Here is a 15,989-nt window from a genome sequence, read left to right on the forward strand (position 1 = left end):
CCAAAGATGGCGATTATTACGCCTGCGCCCTCAGTAAGCGGTTCATTGTTGCCAGAGTCAACCGACTGATAAAGTGCTAAGTTTAACTAAAAATGCCCGATTAACGTCCCGGAAATTTCATTCCTGGCGGCATCATACCGCGCATTCCGCGCATCATTTTTTGCATGCCGCCCTTAGCAGACATTTTTTTCATCATCTTTTGCATTTGAGTAAACTGTTTCAACAAACGGTTTACATCTTGAATTTGCGTGCCAGAACCAGCTGCGATGCGACGTTTGCGTGAGCCCTTGATTAAATCAGGGTTCTTACGCTCCTTGGAAGTCATCGAATTAATGATGGCTTCCATTTGGCCTGTCATCTTGCCGTCTTGGATTTGCGCTAAGGCTTCAGGGGGCAATTGACCGACACCGGGCAGTTTTTCCAGCATATTCATCATGCCGCCCATGTTTTTCATTTGCTGTAACTGCTCACGGAAATCTTCTAAATCGAAACTGCCACCTTGCTTCACTTTCGAAGCCAGCTTCATGGCCTTTTCTTTATCGACGCCGCGCTCAACTTCTTCGATAAGCGATAACACATCGCCCATGCCCAAAATGCGTGAGGCAATACGGTCTGGATGGAATGGCTCTAACGCGTCGGTCTTTTCACCCACACCAAGGAATTTAATCGGCTTGCCCGTAATGTGGCGAATCGATAACGCCGCACCACCGCGCGCATCACCATCGACTTTAGTTAAGATAACCCCTGTCAGTGGCAAAGCTTCATTAAAGGCCTTAGCGGTGTTTGCCGCATCTTGACCTGTCATAGCATCAACAACGAACAAGGTTTCGATAGGCTTAACCGCTGCGTGTAAGCCTTTGATCTCGTCCATCATGGCTTCGTCGACATGCAGACGACCCGCGGTATCGAGGATCACCACATCGATAAACTTTAATTTAGCGTGGGCAATCGCCGCTTTCGCAATGTCGATTGGCTTTTGGCTAACGTCCGATGGGAAAAACTCCACCGCCACTTCTTGCGCTAACGTCTCAAGCTGTTTAATCGCCGCGGGGCGATAAACGTCAGCACTGACGACTAATACCGATTTTTTATGGCGTTCGCGTAAAAATTTACCCAGTTTGGCCACACTGGTGGTTTTACCCGCACCTTGCAGACCCGCCATCATAATCACAGCTGGCGGCTGAGTGGCTAAATCTAGGGCTTCATTCGCCTCGCCCATGGATTTTTCAAGTTCACTTTGAACTATCTTAATAAAGGCTTGGCCAGGGCTTAAGCTTTTAGAGACTTCTTGGCCTACGGCACGTTCTTTTACGTTATTAACAAATTCGCGCACCACAGGCAGGGCAACATCGGCCTCCAGCAGTGCCATACGCACTTCGCGCAGGGTTTCCTTAACGTTTTCTTCAGTTAAGCGACCACGGCCACTGATATTTTTCAGTGTGCGTGACAGTCTGTCGGTTAGGTTCTCAAACATCGTCCTGTTCTATACCTTTAAGAATCTCGATTGATGGGCTGTATTATAACGATGCATGCGCATTATGCTACTGCTGCACCCATCTTGATTGTGGTTAAGTGTTTTACTTGCGCTGAGTCATGTTTTATTGTCGTCGACACACTATTTAACCCTAACAATAAGAATCTGCTAAATTTTGCAACTCATGTCACTGCCCATTTGCCGACAGCTCATGTTATTCTAGGGAAAATATTGATCTGTATGCCCCGTTTTTAAGGCACCTTTAACTACACAAATAGGTTAATTACCCATGGTCATCTTTTCTGCCTCAGCCATGTTTTTTTATTGCATTGCATTGGTACTAGTGACGAGTAGATTGTTTCACCCAGACGGTCCGAATCGCCGTGCTGTCGCAGGTTTTGCCGCTATTGCGGTTATTTTACATGCCGCAGCATTATCACAAGTGATTTTCACCACAGATGGCCAAAACTTTAGCCTGACGAATGTGATTTCCTTAGTGAACTGGATTATCGCTTTTACTTTTACGATATTGATGTTCAGGCTGAAGGTCATCGTCGTCGTGCCAGTGGTTTATGCCTGCTCAGTGCTTTCGGTTGCCCTACTCTGGTTATTGCCGCCTAAATTCATCACGCATTTTGAGCTTTATCCTGAAGTATTAGCCCACGTCGTATTGTCACTCATGGCCTACAGCGCCCTGATGATTGCCGCCCTATATGCAATACAACTGGCGATGATCCAAAATAAACTGAAGAAAAAACAATTTATGCTGAGCCCTGGCATTCCGCCGCTGATGACAGTTGAAAAACAACTTTATCACCTGGTGATTATCGGCGTTATCTTGCTCAGTTTGTCGCTCGCGACTGGTTTTATCTTCCTTGAAGATATGTTCGCCGATGGTAAAGGTCATAAGGCAATTCTGTCGATAATGGCTTGGTTTGTATACATTACTATGCTGTGGCAACAGTATTGGGTCGGTTGTAAAATTCGTACCGCAGTCATTTACACTCTGACTGGCGCATCCTTACTTTCGCTCGCATATTTTGGCGCGCGCATTGTCAAAGAGTTAATCCTCAACTAAACATTTAAGTCGGCTGGGGCAGTTATTGCTGCGGCCGACTTGACACTTTTTTTAAATGTCGGTATTTACTTAAGTTTACTGGCCACATTGGAGCCTTTTTTGGACGCTATATCGACAAGCGCACTCCTGATAGTTTTACTAGTGCTTATCCTATTCTCTGCCTATTTTTCAGGCTCAGAAACCGCAATGATGACTCTAAACCGTTACCGTCTACGCCACTTAGCCAACAATGGCCATAAAGGGGCGATTAGAGCCTTGAAGTTACTTGAGCGTCCTGACCGTTTGATTGGATTGATCTTAATTGGCAATAACTTAGTCAATATTTCCGCATCGGCTATTGCGACTATCATTGGTATGCGTCTTTGGGGCGACTTAGGGGTCGCTGTTGCAACTGGCGTGCTTACGTTAGTCGTGCTCGTTTTTGCTGAAGTCACGCCAAAAACCATCGCCGCGCTAAATCCTGAGCGTATTGCTTTTCCCTCTAGCATATTGCTACTTATACTTTCCTCTACCTTTGCCTATGTTGTCTCAAGCGTTAATTTAATAACCACAGGTATCTTACGTTTGATGGGGATAAAAACCGTTAATAGTAGCGATGCACTAAGCCAAGAAGAGTTGCGCACTGTGGTACATGAGGCAGGGGCACTCATCCCCCGACGCCACCAAGAAATGCTGTTATCTATCTTGGATTTAGAGAAAGTCACCGTTGAAGATATTATGGTGCCACGCTCAGATATCTACGGAATTAACGTCAATGATGAATTTAAGGTTATCAATCGTCAGGTGATCCAAAGTCCACATACCCGAGTGTTAGTGTATCGCGACACCATAGACGATGCAGTGGGCTTTATTCATCTACGCGATGCCCTGCGCCTCCAATCTAAAGAGCAATTTAGCAAGTCATCTTTGCTACGTGCAGTGAAAGAACTCTACTTTGTGCCAGAAGGTACGCCACTCAATGTGCAGCTAGCTAACTTCCAACAAAATAAAGAGCGCATCGGCTTAGTCGTTGATGAATATGGTGATATTCAAGGTCTAGTAACACTCGAAGATATTCTCGAAGAGATTGTCGGCGACTTTACCACTTCTATGTTGACCACCCCGAGTGAAGACATTAAGGTCCAGCAAGATGGCAGCTACTTAGTTGATGCGGGCATTACGATCCGCGATTTGAATAAAGAAATGAAGTGGAACTTTCCCACCGATGGCCCTAAAACCCTCAATGGTCTGATTCTGGAGTATCTGGAGGAAATTCCTTCTGCGAATACTAGTTTACGTTTAGCAGGTTATCCACTAGAGATAATTGATGTGTCAGAAAATATGATTAATACAGTGAGAATTATCCCGCTGTATTATCATCCCCCCAGAGTTTAATCCTCAATTTTGAGCATAAAAATTGGCCGAACCACACAAGTTAAGATGTGGTCCGGCCGACGATTTCCTCCAAGCGATGATGCCCCCCGAACTATACCTTTAGTGCTAATCTATCTACTCTAATTCACTATCTAGCCAAGCTAAGCAGACTTTTTCGCCTCAAGTATACGACGCTTCTCAAGCGCCATTGGCGTTATCTGGGCATTCAGCGCCTTTTCTAAGCCCAACATAAAATACACTTCCGCCATTAAGAAAAATGGCCCAATTAATAACTGATTTAAGTCATCCACAAAGGCAGGCTTGGCTTTTTCATATTGATGGCCAATTAGCTGGAACACCCAGCCCACCACAAATACTCCAAGGGCAAGCCAAGTGGCACCGGCGATATGCGCCGCCCATTCAGTCGTGAACAGCACAGGAACCATAAATAATATGAGCCCCATTGAAAGCCTTAAGTGTAAACGGACATAATAGGCCAATACGAATATACCGACTATCACAGCTAAACTTGTCTCTCCCATACTGCCCAGCGGAATACGCACTGTGGCCAACAACAGGAAAGCAGACCAAATAATCAGTGGGATGCCAATAAAATGGGTCTGAATATTACGCTGATTTAAATGCACACTTTTGTAGGTCGATAACTGCTCTGCGGCGGATTTCATGTCGGGTTCCTCTTCATTTGCCCCTGCTTTTACGTGCGCCAAATTGAGCGACGCGCAAGCCATAAACTAACGTAAAACAATTAAGCTGAACAGTAAAAGTAAATAAATTGTTGCACTCACTGATTTGGCACTGATTTGGATACCCATCCAGAAATGAAAAAAGGAACCCTAAGGTTCCTTTTTTACCACCAACAGACGCAAACTCGGGTTTATTGAGACTCTATGATTACCGTCGCAATCGCATAGGATTTTTCATCGGCAATAGAGATATGCCCAACCGTCGCTTTAAGCTGCTGTAAACGCGTCAGCGCCCCCTCGGTAAAGTGAATCGTCGGTGCACCATCCTCATTGTTGCCAATGTGAATATGCTGAAACGACACACCGCGGCCAATACCCGTACCGAGAGCTTTGGCTGCGGCCTCTTTTGCCGCAAAACGCTTGGCAAGATAACGACTTGGCTGACTATGGGCAGTATAAATGGCCAACTCAGACTCGGTCAGCACTCGTTTAGCGAGCTTGTCACCTGCGCGCGCCACATGCACCTGAATACGCTCAATCTCGACGATATCTGTGCCTAGGCCGACAATCGCCATTATTCGCCTCGACGACCTTCAAGCATTAACACTTTCATGTCTTTCACTGCTGTCGCTAAACCATCAATAGCGGCACGTGCGACAATCGCATGGCCGATATTAAGTTCATATAACTCAGGAATCGCCGCGATGGGTTTCACGTTGTGATAATGCAAACCATGACCCGCGTTAACCACTAAACCTTTGCCATGGGCGTATTTTGCCATTTCGCTAATACGCGCTAACTCAGTGGCTTCTTCTGCTTCCGTTTTAGCATCGGCATAACAGCCCGTATGAATTTCAATAAGCGGTGCGCCAGAGGCAACAGCGGCATCAATTTGAGTTTTATCGGCATCGATAAATAAGGAGACTTGAATACCCTCAGCAGCTAAACGAGTCACTGCAGCAGTGATTTTATCTAACTGCCCCGCTACATCTAAACCGCCTTCAGTGGTGACTTCTTGACGTTTTTCTGGCACTAAACAGACATAGGTCGGCTTAATTTCACAGGCGATGTTAAGCATTTCTTCGGTCACAGCGCATTCAAAATTCATGCGGGTTTTCAAGGTTTTTGCCAACAGATATACATCGCGGTCTATGATATGGCGTCTGTCTTCACGCAAATGGATAGTGATGCCATCGGCGCCAGCATGTTCAGCAACGGCAGCAGCATGCACAGGATCAGGATAACTGGTGCCACGGGCTTGGCGCAGAGTAGCAATATGGTCGATATTCACGCCCAATAAGATACGGCTCATCGGGAACTCCTTAATGTTTAACGCTGATATTGCGGCCTATTGTACTTAGGCTCACGCTAAAAAACAGGAGCTAGGGCGAATTATTCCCATCAATCTTAGTTGGCACGGCAGTGCTGACGAACAATTGTCGACTCAACAAAGGTTTAGTCCCGAGTAATGGCGTTAACAGGGAGCGCATCAACAACTTAGCGCTCAAAAAATGTGCTTCGGTGAGCTGGTTATCGTTAAGCGCCGTCAACATGGCGCCTTGATAGGCATTGCGAGCACGGGAGTTGAGTACAAATTGAAAACCTAACTCAGGCACGAGCTGGTAATAATAGTCAGGCACGAGTGTTTCACCTTGAGTATCGCGGCTAAGAGAAGGCATAAAACCTAATTCCCGCAGCAAGGCAAGCTCAATATAACGCAGTTGGGATTGGCAAAACTTCGCGGCAAGGCCGACTAAGGCTTGATGATAAATGAGGAACAACTCTTCGGCATTGTGCTGTACAGACAAAGTGCGAACCAATAACTCATTGATATACATGCCAGCAAACAAGCTTTGACCAGAAAGAGGCACAGCAGGCGCAGCGGCTTCGACTTGAGTTAAGGTTTTTAATTCAGACTTACCGCTAAATTCGAAGATCAGCGGTTGAAAGGGCTGGAGAATACTCTTGATAGAGCGCTTACCGCTGCCGGTTCGGGCAACCACATCAACCCGTCCAATGCCGTCAACTAACAGGTTAACTAAGACACTGGACTCTCGATATGGGCGATGATGTAAAACGTAACCACGTTTCATCGGTAAGCGCGCTCGCTGAAATTAATGCTTAATCGTCGCCGTAACCTAAGCTACGCAAGGCGCGTTCATCATCGGCCCAACCGGATTTCACTTTCACCCACACTTCGAGGAAAACTTTATTATCAAACAAGGTCTCCATGTCTAAGCGAGCTTGAGTTGCGATAGTACGAATACGTTCGCCCTTGCTACCAATCACCATACGTTTTTGACCTTCACGCTCAACAAGGATCAGGGCATTGATTTGATAAACGCCATTTTCCATCATCTTGAACTGTTCAATCTCAACTGTCGCATCATAGGGTAATTCATCACCTAAGAAGCGCATCAGTTTTTCACGCACAATTTCCGACGCCATAAAACGTTGCGAACGGTCGGTAACATAGTCTTCAGGGAAGAAGAAAGGTCCTTCAGGAATAGACGCCGCCGCCAGCTCTAAAATGCGCTTAACGTTGGTACCTTTACTGGCTGAAATCGGCAAAATTTCATCGAAAGGATATTTTTTGGCGACTTCTTCCAAATACGGGAATAGCGATTCTTTGTCTTTGATATTGTCGACTTTGTTGATCGCCAGAATTGTCTGACGCTCTTCACCGCCACGGCGTAATTTACTCAACACCATCTCATCATCGGCGGTCCACGTCATGCCATCAACCACGAAAATCACCATAGCCACATCGGCAAGCGAACTGGCAGCTGCGCGGTTCATCAGGCGGTTAATCGCCCGCTGCTCTTCTATGTGTAAACCTGGTGTATCGATGAACACAATTTGCTTCGGACCATCGGTATGAATACCCATGATACGGTGGCGCGTTGTTTGTGGCTTTTTAGAAGTAATACTTACCTTCTGACCAAGCAAACGGTTGATTAACGTTGATTTACCGACGTTAGGGCGACCAATGATCGCCACCATGCCGCAATAAGTGACATCGTATTGGGCCGACGGCGTTGGCGCGGCCGCATTCATCCTTGCCAGTAATTCATCTAAACTCGGCTCAGTTGCCGCTTTTGCAGCATCGATACCTGACAAGTCTGTTTTTTTGGTCATTTCTTTAGTAACTCCAATACTTGAGCGGCCGCGATTTGCTCGGCTTTGCGGCGTGAACTCGCCACACCAATGACGCTTTGGCTCAAGTCTTCAATACGACATTCAACGGTAAATGTCTGATCGTGGGCATCGCCTTCTATGTTGATTACTTGGTAATCAGGCAGCGGCTTTTTAAACCCTTGTAAATGTTCTTGCAGTAATGTCTTAGCGTCTTTCTGACTGATCCCAGGTTGGATTTCGGCCAAACGCTCGGCATACCATTTCAACAGTAATGCACGGCAAACTTCGAGATCGGAATCAAGGTAAACGGCGCCAATAATGGCTTCAACTGCATCGGCAAGAATCGACTCGCGTCTAAATCCGCCACTTTTCAACTCGCCAGGACCGAGATATAAATAATCGCCGAGCTTAAACTCTTGGGCGATGATAGTTAAGGTATCACCGCGAACTAAGGTGGCACGCATCCGGCTTAAATCGCCTTCGGTTGCCTTCGGAAACTGATGATACAAAGCATCAGAAATCACGATAGATAAAATTGAATCACCTAAAAACTCTAAGCGCTCATTATGCTTATTTGCCGCACTTCTGTGGGTCAGCGCTTGAGTCAAAAGCTCAATATTCTTGAACTCATAACCTAAGGTACGACACAAACGTGGCAAATTTTTAATCGGTTCCATGCTATTTAATTCCACCTACACGCTCAAAACGCACACCGCTAGGCACCCAAGTTGGGAGGAAGTCGGCTTTTGAACGGTCAAATTCAAAACTAATCCAAATCGCTACCGCTTTACCAACAAGGTTCTCTTCTGGCACAAAGCCCCAGAAACGACTGTCGGTACTGTTATCGCGGTTATCACCCATGGCAAAGTAATGGCCTTCTGGCACTAAAAATTCACCCGCGGGTAAATTACCTTCGCGCTTAAAATACCCCAGCATGTCAGGTCGACTTGGGTTGATCAAGATATCGTGGGCGACATCACCCAATTCCTCTTTATAACGCAGCAACGGCACACCATCTTGGCTGTAATCACCACGACTGATCTCAGTGCGGGCGATAACTTGCGGTTCTGGGCAAGCTGTTTGCTCAACGCCACAGGCCTTCTGGATCATCAACTGCTTGTTACGGTAAATAATTCTATCACCCGGTAAACCGACAACACGTTTGATGTAGTCAATTTGCGGATTTTCAGGATATTTAAATACCACCACATCACCGCGTTTGGGCTCACCAGTTTCAACCAGTTTAGTGCGCCATACGGGATCTTTAAGCCCATAACTAAATTTTTCCACCAGAATGAAGTCGCCCACTAAGAGGGTTGGCATCATAGAACCCGATGGGATTTGAAATGGCTCATAAATGAATGAACGTAGGATCAACACAAAGGCAATCACAGGGAAGATAGAATGCGCGGTTTCGACTATGGTCGACTCACGAATGATTTGGTACTCAGCTTCTTCAGTTAAATTCGCTTGTGATGCCTTTGCTAACGCTAAACTCTCACGACGCTTTGGGGCGAAAACGAGCACATCGACTAACCAAATAAGTCCTGAGATCAGGGTGATTAGCACTAGAATAATGGAAAAATACGCTGCCATTGCTTATTGAACTCCTGCCTTAAAAATAATTAAAGGTGCCTAACTCAGCGAATATCATACTTTAGTTAACTTACCGTATTCGACCTTGGTAAACCAAAGTGATAAACCAATGCGATAACCTAACTAAAGCGCCGCAAACAGCGGCGCAATAGTCAACTAAATTGTCACTTCTTATGCTAACGATTACTCGTTTAGCTTAAGTACCGCTAAGAATGCTTCTTGTGGCACCTCAACGTTACCTACTTGCTTCATCCGTTTCTTACCCTCTTTTTGTTTATTTAAGAGTTTTTTCTTACGAGAAACGTCGCCGCCATAACACTTAGCCGTTACGTCTTTACGCAGGGCTTTCACGGTTGAACGTGCAATAATTTGACTGCCCACCGCCGCTTGAATCGCAATATCAAACATCTGACGTGGAATAAGTTCTTTCATCTTATCCACTAAAGCTAAACCACGGTGACGAATGTTTGATCTATGGATAACCATAGCCAAGGCGTCGACTCGGTCGCCGTTGATGAGAATATCTAAACGCACCATGTCTGCTGGATCGAAACGAATAAAGTTATATTCGAGTGATGCATAGCCACGGCTAGTGGATTTCAAACGGTCGAAGAAATCCATGACCACTTCCGCCATTGGCAGATGGTAAGTTACAGCCACTTGGTTACCGTGGTAAACCATGTTCACTTGAGTGCCACGTTTTTCAATACACAGGGTAATCACGTTACCTAAGTATTCTTTTGGCACTAAAATGTTGGCCTCAACAATCGGCTCACGCATTTCTTCAATGTTGTTAATCGCAGGCAGATCAGACGGGTTATCAACGTAAATCGTTTCACCGCTGGTCATGACGACTTCGTACACTACGGTTGGCGCAGTGGTGATCAACTCTAGGTTGTATTCACGCTCTAAACGCTCTTGTACGATTTCCATGTGGAGCAGGCCTAAATAGCCAATGCGGAAACCAAAACCGAGTGCCGAAGAACTTTCAGGTTCAAAGAATAATGACGCATCGTTCAGGCTGAGTTTGTTCAGCGCATCACGGAAGTTTTCATATTCGTCGGTCGAAATGGGGAATACGCCAGCGTATACCTGTGGCTTCACTTTCTTAAAACCAGGTAACGGCTTTTCAGCACCATTTTTGGCTAAAGTTAACGTATCACCTACAGGCGCACCGTGAATTTCCTTCAGACCCGCAATCACAAAGCCGACTTCACCGGTTTTAAGTTCGGTTTTATCAGTTTGTTTTGGGGTGAAAATACCGACGCGATCCGCAGTGTGGTTTTGTCCTGTAGACATGACCTTAAACTTGTCACCTTTTTTCAGGCTACCGTGTTTAATTCGCACTAACGACACTACGCCTAGGTAGTTATCAAACCAAGAATCGATGATCAAGGCTTGCAGTGGTGCGTCAGGATCGCCTTCTGGCGGTGGAATTTTGGCAACAATGACTTCTAAAACCTCGTCGACACCGACACCGGTTTTAGCCGAACAACGCACAGCATCCATCGCATCAATACCGACGATATCTTCAATCTCGGCAGCAACACGTTCTGGATCGGCTTGTGGTAAGTCAATCTTGTTTAAAATGGGTACCACATCTAGATTCATATCCAGCGCGGTATAACAGTTTGCCAGTGTCTGAGCTTCAACGCCCTGACCCGCATCAACCACCAGCAAAGCACCTTCACAGGCAGCTAATGAGCGCGAGACCTCGTAGGAGAAGTCAACGTGACCTGGGGTATCAATAAAGTTGAGTTGATAGACAAGGCCATCTTTGGCTTTATAATCCAAAGTGACACTTTGTGCCTTAATCGTAATACCACGCTCACGTTCTAGATCCATAGAATCTAAAACTTGAGAATCCATTTCACGGTCGGTTAAACCGCCACAAACCTGAATAAGACGATCTGATAGCGTCGATTTACCATGGTCGATATGGGCAATAATTGAGAAGTTTCTAATTTGTTTCATTATGCTGCAATGACTAATACTGAAAATGGATACGGTTCAAAGGAGCGAAATTGTACCTGATTGCGGTTTCAATACCAATCACATTCACTCCTACTTAAGACAGGCCGATAAAACAACGTCAAAAACCGCAGTTAGCTGTTATTTGATAAAAAATAACACATTGAAATTATTGAGCTAATTCGTTTAAATTGATGCTCCTACCTAAATAGGCCAAAATCACAGGCTGAGCATCAACTTCTAAACGTTTGGCCTGTTGCTTACCAAAAGACCACGCAATCAAGGCACCAACGGCCGCAAAGCCCATGGCACCTAGGTTAGGATTAAACTCAAGCAACTGGCCTAAAAATTGTCCTAACGCCGCGCCGACAAACAGGCCAAACAGCGGCATTAAATAGATTAATGCTGCTGCTTTGAGGATCACGCTCTCGGGAAGGCCTAATTTGAGTAATTCACCAGCCTCACAGCGGCGGTCACTCTGAATAGAAAATTGCTGGGTTTTCGAGGAAAAAGCCTGAGCGACAGCAGAGGTCCCGCAAGACTCACTGTTACTGCAGCTCTTGCAGGTACTCTTAAGTTCCACTTCAACCGTCAACCAGCCTTGACTATCACTGGAGACGACTCTGGCAATTTCTTCCATCATAATCGGCGTCCTATTCTAGCGTCAGACTTTTAGCAATGCGCGTTAAGGTTTCTGTCGGCACTTTACCCACAGCAACCACTTCGGCATTACCGACTTTTTCTGAGACTAACGACAAGCCATTACGGGTAATTAATTCTTCAGGCAATGGACTCGTGCCCGCACGCGCCACATAAACAGAAATATTTGCCAGTCCATCGGTCAGTGCTATGTATTCCACCGCTTCGTGACTGCCAATTAATCTATGGTGGTCGCGCACTACCACAGTAAAACCTGCGGGTAACCAAGCAAATTGCCAGTTTTGACCGTCTTGGCGCTCGGCTTGATCGATAACTGCCGGCCACTCTTGCTTATAAGCCTCTTGCAAAATGGCTGGCGGCTCACTGAATTCAATAAGTTCAATCACCATGATCTGCTCAAGTAATTGCTTATCTTGAGTCAGCATGTCGTATCTCAGCGGCAGATAGGTTTCCATATCAAGCCAAATTTGAAAGCCATAACGGAATTCATCATTAGGCAACAGGCGGATCATTTGCCCCGGACGCCCAGCGATACGGGTACGGCCACCGAGCACAAACTGATAACCCACTTCTAAGTCCGCCATATTGGCAGAGAAAGCAGCGGGCCAAACACCTTGAATATGATTAGAAACGATACTATACGCAGGCTCATCGTGCTCAATAAAGGTGACACGATTACCGACACGCACTGCATTTTTGGGTGGACCGTTAAGGTATTCTAGAAAGGCAACTTCTTGATTATTCACCTTACCGTGCAGGTAAACCAAAGGCCGAATATGATCGGCCTGAAGTTGAATAATCGATGCTTTAAACTCTTTCTCTCGTAAAGCCTGACTCATTTTCTCGAGCCAAGCTTTGGCAGGCATATCTTCCTGCGCGGTTGCAGGAAAGACCAAGGCTAATAAAGCCAACAGGATTAGACGCAAGCTAACTCCTCGTTATTGATTGACCGGAACGGGTACGACCTCGGTATTGTCCTCTACAACCGCACCAGTATTCAATCGTTGTTGCAACATATGATCTTGGATATAAGTATTAATTCGGCGACGTTGTTCATTCACCTGATCATTGGTATAGCCTTGATTCTGTTGTACAGGACCGGTTTGTAGGCTCACAGGTGATGCGCTACCAATCAGCGGCCTTGTAATTAACACGGGCGATGGTGACGCGGCATCATCGGCGGTTTGATTGTAATTCTGCACACCCACAATCGCAAACATAGCAACCGTCGCAGCAATGGCATATTGACCAAATTGCTTAAATAAAGGTATGACGCGGCTTTGCTCCGAATTGGCGGCAATTTGTGGCGTTACAGGTGCAGTGACTTTAGACACATGATGCTTAGGCGCAACTATCGCTGGCTCAAGTTCAATGGCGGCAGCAATGCTAGCAGAGAGATCTAACACAATAGTCTGCGGCAATTCGCCACGCATGGCATCGCCTATCATATGATAGTTATGCCATTTATCATGTGAATGTGTATCAGCAGATAACTCTGCCATGGTCTGCTCATCAGTCTCTCCATCGACTGCGGCAGATACCCATTCTTGACCTAATTTATCCATTTTTCACCTGTCTAAATATAAGGGTTTCTTAAAATAAGAATTTAGGCTTCCAGCAAAGGCTGGAGCTTTTTATCGATTGCTTCTCGTGCTCGGAAGATACGTGATCTTACGGTCCCGACAGGACAATCCATGACTATGGCAATATCTTCGTAACTCATACCATCGAGTTCACGCAATGAGATGGCCATTCGTAATTCTTCAGGCAAGGTCTCTAATGTATCGAAAATCACTTTTTTGATTTCATCCGATAACATTAGCCGTTCTGGGGAGGCAAACTCCTTCAGCGCGTCACTACCTTCGTAATATTCGGCATCTTCTGCATCAACATCATTCGCAGGCGTTCTACGCCCCTGTGATACGAGATAATTCTTCGCAGTGTTTACTGCGATGCGGTACAACCAAGTATAAAATGCACTTTCACCGCGAAAGTTTGGCAAAGCTCTGTAAGCTTTGATAAACGCTTCCTGTGCGACATCAGCAACGTCCGCTTGGTTCCGTACATAACGGGATATCAAGCTAATGACTTTACTTTGATATTTAAGCACTAACAGGTTAAAAGCGTTTTTATCACCTTGTTGTACGCGCTCAACTAATTGTTGATCACTTAATTGTCCACTCATCCGAGCCGACTTCTCCTAAATCTAAAATGCTGATTTCTCAGTCGCTCGAATCATATTCACTTATGTAGACTCGCGGGCTTTGAAAAAGTTCTAAAAATTAAACAAAAAAAGTAAGGTAAAAAGGAAAGTACCCATAATCGGTGAGTTGGTTTACCATAGTTGGCACTCTTCAGTCACATCATGATACCCGATGAAACAAGTAGTTGAACACCAATCTGACATATTAGTCATAGGTAGCGGTGCCGCAGGTCTGACACTAGCTTTGCATCTTGCTGAAAAAGCAAAAGTAATTCTGCTTTCAAAAGGCCCACTCTCGGAAGGGTCGACTTACTACGCCCAAGGCGGTATCGCCTCCGTCTTCGACGAAAGTGACACTATCGAATCCCATGTTGCAGACACCTTAATCGCAGGGGCGGGTTTATGTGACAAAGACGTTGTCACTTTCACAGCTGAAAATGCCAAGAGTGCGATGCAATGGCTTATCGAATGTGGCGTCGCCTTCGATAAAGAAGAAACCACAGACGGCAACGCAAAAGATGCACCTTACCATTTAACCCGTGAAGGCGGCCATAGCCACAGACGTATTCTGCACGCTGCCGATGCCACAGGCAAAGAAGTGCAAACCACACTGCAAGAACGCGCACTCGCCCACCCCAATATTCAAGTTTTAGAACGCTATAACGCCATCGACCTCATCACCACCCGTAAATTAAATCGCCCAGGTAATCGTGTGTTAGGCGCTTATGTCTGGAATCGCAATGAAGAACACGTCGAAACCGTTAAGGCTAAGTTTGTCGCGTTAGCGACTGGTGGTAGCTCAAAGGTTTATCAATATACCTCAAACCCTGATGTCGCTAGCGGTGATGGTATTGCCATGGCATGGCGTGCAGGTTGCCGCGTGGCGAATATGGAGTTCAACCAATTCCATCCGACGTGTTTGTACCACGCAGATGCGCGCAACTTCTTACTCACCGAAGCCCTGCGTGGTGAAGGGGCTTATCTGCGTCGTCCAGATGGCAGCCGCTTTATGCCGGACTTTGATGAACGCGCTGAGTTAGCTCCCCGTGACATCGTTGCCCGCGCCATCGATTATGAGATGAAACGTCTGGGTGCCGATTGCGTCTATCTAGATATCAGCCATAAAGATGCTGACTTTGTGATGAAGCATTTCCCGACCATCTATAGCCGTTGCTTAGAGCTGGGAATCGATATCACTAAAGATGCGATTCCTGTGGTACCCGCCGCACACTATACCTGCGGTGGTGTAATGACAGATATGCACGGTCAGACGGATCTCAATGGTCTCTATGCTATTGGTGAAGTCGCCTATACGGGCTTACATGGCGCCAATCGTCTGGCGAGTAACTCGTTACTCGAATGTTTAGTGTTTGCCCGTGCGGCGTCACAGGACATAGAAAGCCAACTGCATAAAATTCAAATCCCGGGACAAATTCCAGCATGGGATGAAAGTAAAGTATCGAACTCGGATGAGGAAGTGGTCATCGCCCATAACTGGCACGAGCTGCGGTTATTCATGTGGGACTACGTTGGAATTGTACGCTCTGATAAACGTCTGGAGCGAGCACTGCGCCGCTGCCTGATGTTACAGCAAGAAATTCAGGAATATTACAGTAACTTCAGGGTTAGCAATAACTTGCTCGAATTACGTAACTTAGTGCAAGTGGCCGAATTAATTATTCGCTGTGCCATGGAGCGTAAAGAAAGCCGTGGGCTGCATTTTAATATCGATCATCCAGAGAAATTAGACGCGCCTCGCCCGACTATTTTACTACCAGAAAAGTAACCGCATACGCATAGGTGACTTCATCA

General features: G+C 46.0%; 16 protein-coding genes. 3 read left to right on the top strand and 13 right to left on the bottom strand.

What is annotated here, in order from left to right:
- Positions 1-100 precede the first annotated feature (100 nt).
- Positions 101-1,474 carry a signal recognition particle protein gene (gene ffh, locus HGO26_RS03740; RefSeq protein WP_006080787.1) on the bottom strand — a complete coding sequence of 458 codons (1,374 nt, stop codon included), beginning with the start codon at positions 1,472-1,474 and terminating at the stop codon, positions 101-103.
- Between the two features lie 289 nt (positions 1,475-1,763).
- Between ffh and HGO26_RS03745 the strand changes: the two genes are divergently transcribed.
- Together HGO26_RS03745 and HGO26_RS03750 are read left to right on the top strand one after the other, a co-directional pair.
- Entirely contained in the window at positions 1,764-2,552 is a 789-nt protein-coding gene (locus tag HGO26_RS03745; protein WP_028760813.1) for a cytochrome C assembly family protein, read from the top strand.
- A 99-nt stretch (positions 2,553-2,651) separates the two neighbouring features.
- On the top strand, positions 2,652-3,926 hold the full coding sequence (locus tag HGO26_RS03750; RefSeq protein WP_113940661.1) for an HlyC/CorC family transporter: 1,275 nt from the start codon (positions 2,652-2,654) through the stop codon (positions 3,924-3,926).
- A 140-nt stretch (positions 3,927-4,066) separates the two neighbouring features.
- Here HGO26_RS03750 and HGO26_RS03755 read toward each other — a convergent pair whose 3' ends face one another.
- The 12 genes from HGO26_RS03755 to rpoE form a co-directional block, all read right to left on the bottom strand.
- Positions 4,067-4,591, bottom strand: coding sequence for an Mpo1 family 2-hydroxy fatty acid dioxygenase (locus HGO26_RS03755; protein ID WP_168823418.1), 525 nt, complete (start codon positions 4,589-4,591; stop codon positions 4,067-4,069).
- Positions 4,592-4,800: 209 nt separating this feature from the next.
- Positions 4,801-5,184, bottom strand: a complete 384-nt coding sequence (gene acpS, locus HGO26_RS03760; protein ID WP_028760816.1) for a holo-ACP synthase — start codon at positions 5,182-5,184, stop codon at positions 4,801-4,803.
- On the bottom strand, positions 5,184-5,921 hold the full coding sequence (gene pdxJ / locus HGO26_RS03765; RefSeq protein WP_006080782.1) for a pyridoxine 5'-phosphate synthase: 738 nt from the start codon (positions 5,919-5,921) through the stop codon (positions 5,184-5,186). The genes acpS and pdxJ overlap by 1 nt, the downstream gene beginning before the upstream one ends.
- A gap of 70 nt (positions 5,922-5,991) precedes the next feature.
- Positions 5,992-6,702 carry a DNA repair protein RecO gene (gene recO, locus HGO26_RS03770; protein WP_168823420.1) on the bottom strand — a complete coding sequence of 237 codons (711 nt, stop codon included), beginning with the start codon at positions 6,700-6,702 and terminating at the stop codon, positions 5,992-5,994.
- A gap of 28 nt (positions 6,703-6,730) precedes the next feature.
- Positions 6,731-7,747: a GTPase Era gene (gene era / locus HGO26_RS03775; RefSeq protein WP_028760819.1), complete on the bottom strand. Its 1,017-nt coding sequence runs from the start codon at positions 7,745-7,747 to the stop codon at positions 6,731-6,733.
- Entirely contained in the window at positions 7,744-8,424 is a 681-nt protein-coding gene (rnc, locus tag HGO26_RS03780; RefSeq protein WP_012088603.1) for a ribonuclease III, read from the bottom strand. Before rnc ends, era begins: the two co-directional genes overlap by 4 nt.
- A 1-nt stretch (position 8,425) precedes the next feature.
- A complete protein-coding gene (lepB, locus tag HGO26_RS03785) occupies positions 8,426-9,343 on the bottom strand; it encodes a signal peptidase I (protein ID WP_168823422.1) in 918 nt (305 codons plus the stop codon).
- 183 nt (positions 9,344-9,526) lie between these two features.
- A complete protein-coding gene (lepA, locus tag HGO26_RS03790; protein ID WP_028760822.1) occupies positions 9,527-11,317 on the bottom strand; it encodes a translation elongation factor 4 in 1,791 nt (596 codons plus the stop codon).
- A 166-nt stretch (positions 11,318-11,483) separates the two neighbouring features.
- Positions 11,484-11,957: a SoxR reducing system RseC family protein gene (locus HGO26_RS03795; protein WP_105249858.1), complete on the bottom strand. Its 474-nt coding sequence runs from the start codon at positions 11,955-11,957 to the stop codon at positions 11,484-11,486.
- Between the two features lie 10 nt (positions 11,958-11,967).
- On the bottom strand, positions 11,968-12,900 hold the full coding sequence (locus HGO26_RS03800; RefSeq protein ID WP_028760824.1) for a MucB/RseB C-terminal domain-containing protein: 933 nt from the start codon (positions 12,898-12,900) through the stop codon (positions 11,968-11,970).
- Between the two features lie 12 nt (positions 12,901-12,912).
- Positions 12,913-13,539 carry a sigma-E factor negative regulatory protein gene (locus HGO26_RS03805; RefSeq protein ID WP_168823424.1) on the bottom strand — a complete coding sequence of 209 codons (627 nt, stop codon included), beginning with the start codon at positions 13,537-13,539 and terminating at the stop codon, positions 12,913-12,915.
- Positions 13,540-13,580: 41 nt separating this feature from the next.
- Positions 13,581-14,159, bottom strand: coding sequence for an RNA polymerase sigma factor RpoE (gene rpoE / locus HGO26_RS03810; RefSeq protein ID WP_028760826.1), 579 nt, complete (start codon positions 14,157-14,159; stop codon positions 13,581-13,583).
- 190 nt (positions 14,160-14,349) lie between these two features.
- Between rpoE and nadB the strand changes: the two genes are divergently transcribed.
- Positions 14,350-15,963, top strand: a complete 1,614-nt coding sequence (gene nadB / locus HGO26_RS03815) for an L-aspartate oxidase (RefSeq protein WP_168823426.1) — start codon at positions 14,350-14,352, stop codon at positions 15,961-15,963.
- The last annotated feature ends 26 nt before the right edge of the window (positions 15,964-15,989 follow it).

Source organism: Shewanella oncorhynchi (assembly GCF_012584455.1).
Classification (GTDB): Bacteria; Pseudomonadota; Gammaproteobacteria; order Enterobacterales; family Shewanellaceae; genus Shewanella; species Shewanella oncorhynchi.

What these genes read in the sequence shown, in the direction of transcription:
- lepA (WP_028760822.1), bottom strand. Translation starts at nt 11,317, where the DNA reads ATGAAACAAATTAGAAACTTCTCAATTATTGCCCATATCGACCATGGT.
- HGO26_RS03755 (WP_168823418.1), bottom strand. Translation starts at nt 4,591, where the DNA reads ATGAAATCCGCCGCAGAGCAGTTATCGACCTACAAAAGTGTGCATTTA.
- rnc (WP_012088603.1), bottom strand. Translation starts at nt 8,424, where the DNA reads ATGGAACCGATTAAAAATTTGCCACGTTTGTGTCGTACCTTAGGTTAT.
- nadB (WP_168823426.1), top strand. Translation starts at nt 14,350, where the DNA reads ATGAAACAAGTAGTTGAACACCAATCTGACATATTAGTCATAGGTAGC.
- rpoE (WP_028760826.1), bottom strand. Translation starts at nt 14,159, where the DNA reads ATGAGTGGACAATTAAGTGATCAACAATTAGTTGAGCGCGTACAACAA.
- recO (WP_168823420.1), bottom strand. Translation starts at nt 6,702, where the DNA reads ATGAAACGTGGTTACGTTTTACATCATCGCCCATATCGAGAGTCCAGT.
- HGO26_RS03795 (WP_105249858.1), bottom strand. Translation starts at nt 11,957, where the DNA reads ATGATGGAAGAAATTGCCAGAGTCGTCTCCAGTGATAGTCAAGGCTGG.
- lepB (WP_168823422.1), bottom strand. Translation starts at nt 9,343, where the DNA reads ATGGCAGCGTATTTTTCCATTATTCTAGTGCTAATCACCCTGATCTCA.
- HGO26_RS03805 (WP_168823424.1), bottom strand. Translation starts at nt 13,539, where the DNA reads ATGGATAAATTAGGTCAAGAATGGGTATCTGCCGCAGTCGATGGAGAG.
- HGO26_RS03745 (WP_028760813.1), top strand. Translation starts at nt 1,764, where the DNA reads ATGGTCATCTTTTCTGCCTCAGCCATGTTTTTTTATTGCATTGCATTG.
- pdxJ (WP_006080782.1), bottom strand. Translation starts at nt 5,921, where the DNA reads ATGAGCCGTATCTTATTGGGCGTGAATATCGACCATATTGCTACTCTG.
- ffh (WP_006080787.1), bottom strand. Translation starts at nt 1,474, where the DNA reads ATGTTTGAGAACCTAACCGACAGACTGTCACGCACACTGAAAAATATC.
- era (WP_028760819.1), bottom strand. Translation starts at nt 7,747, where the DNA reads ATGACCAAAAAAACAGACTTGTCAGGTATCGATGCTGCAAAAGCGGCA.
- acpS (WP_028760816.1), bottom strand. Translation starts at nt 5,184, where the DNA reads ATGGCGATTGTCGGCCTAGGCACAGATATCGTCGAGATTGAGCGTATT.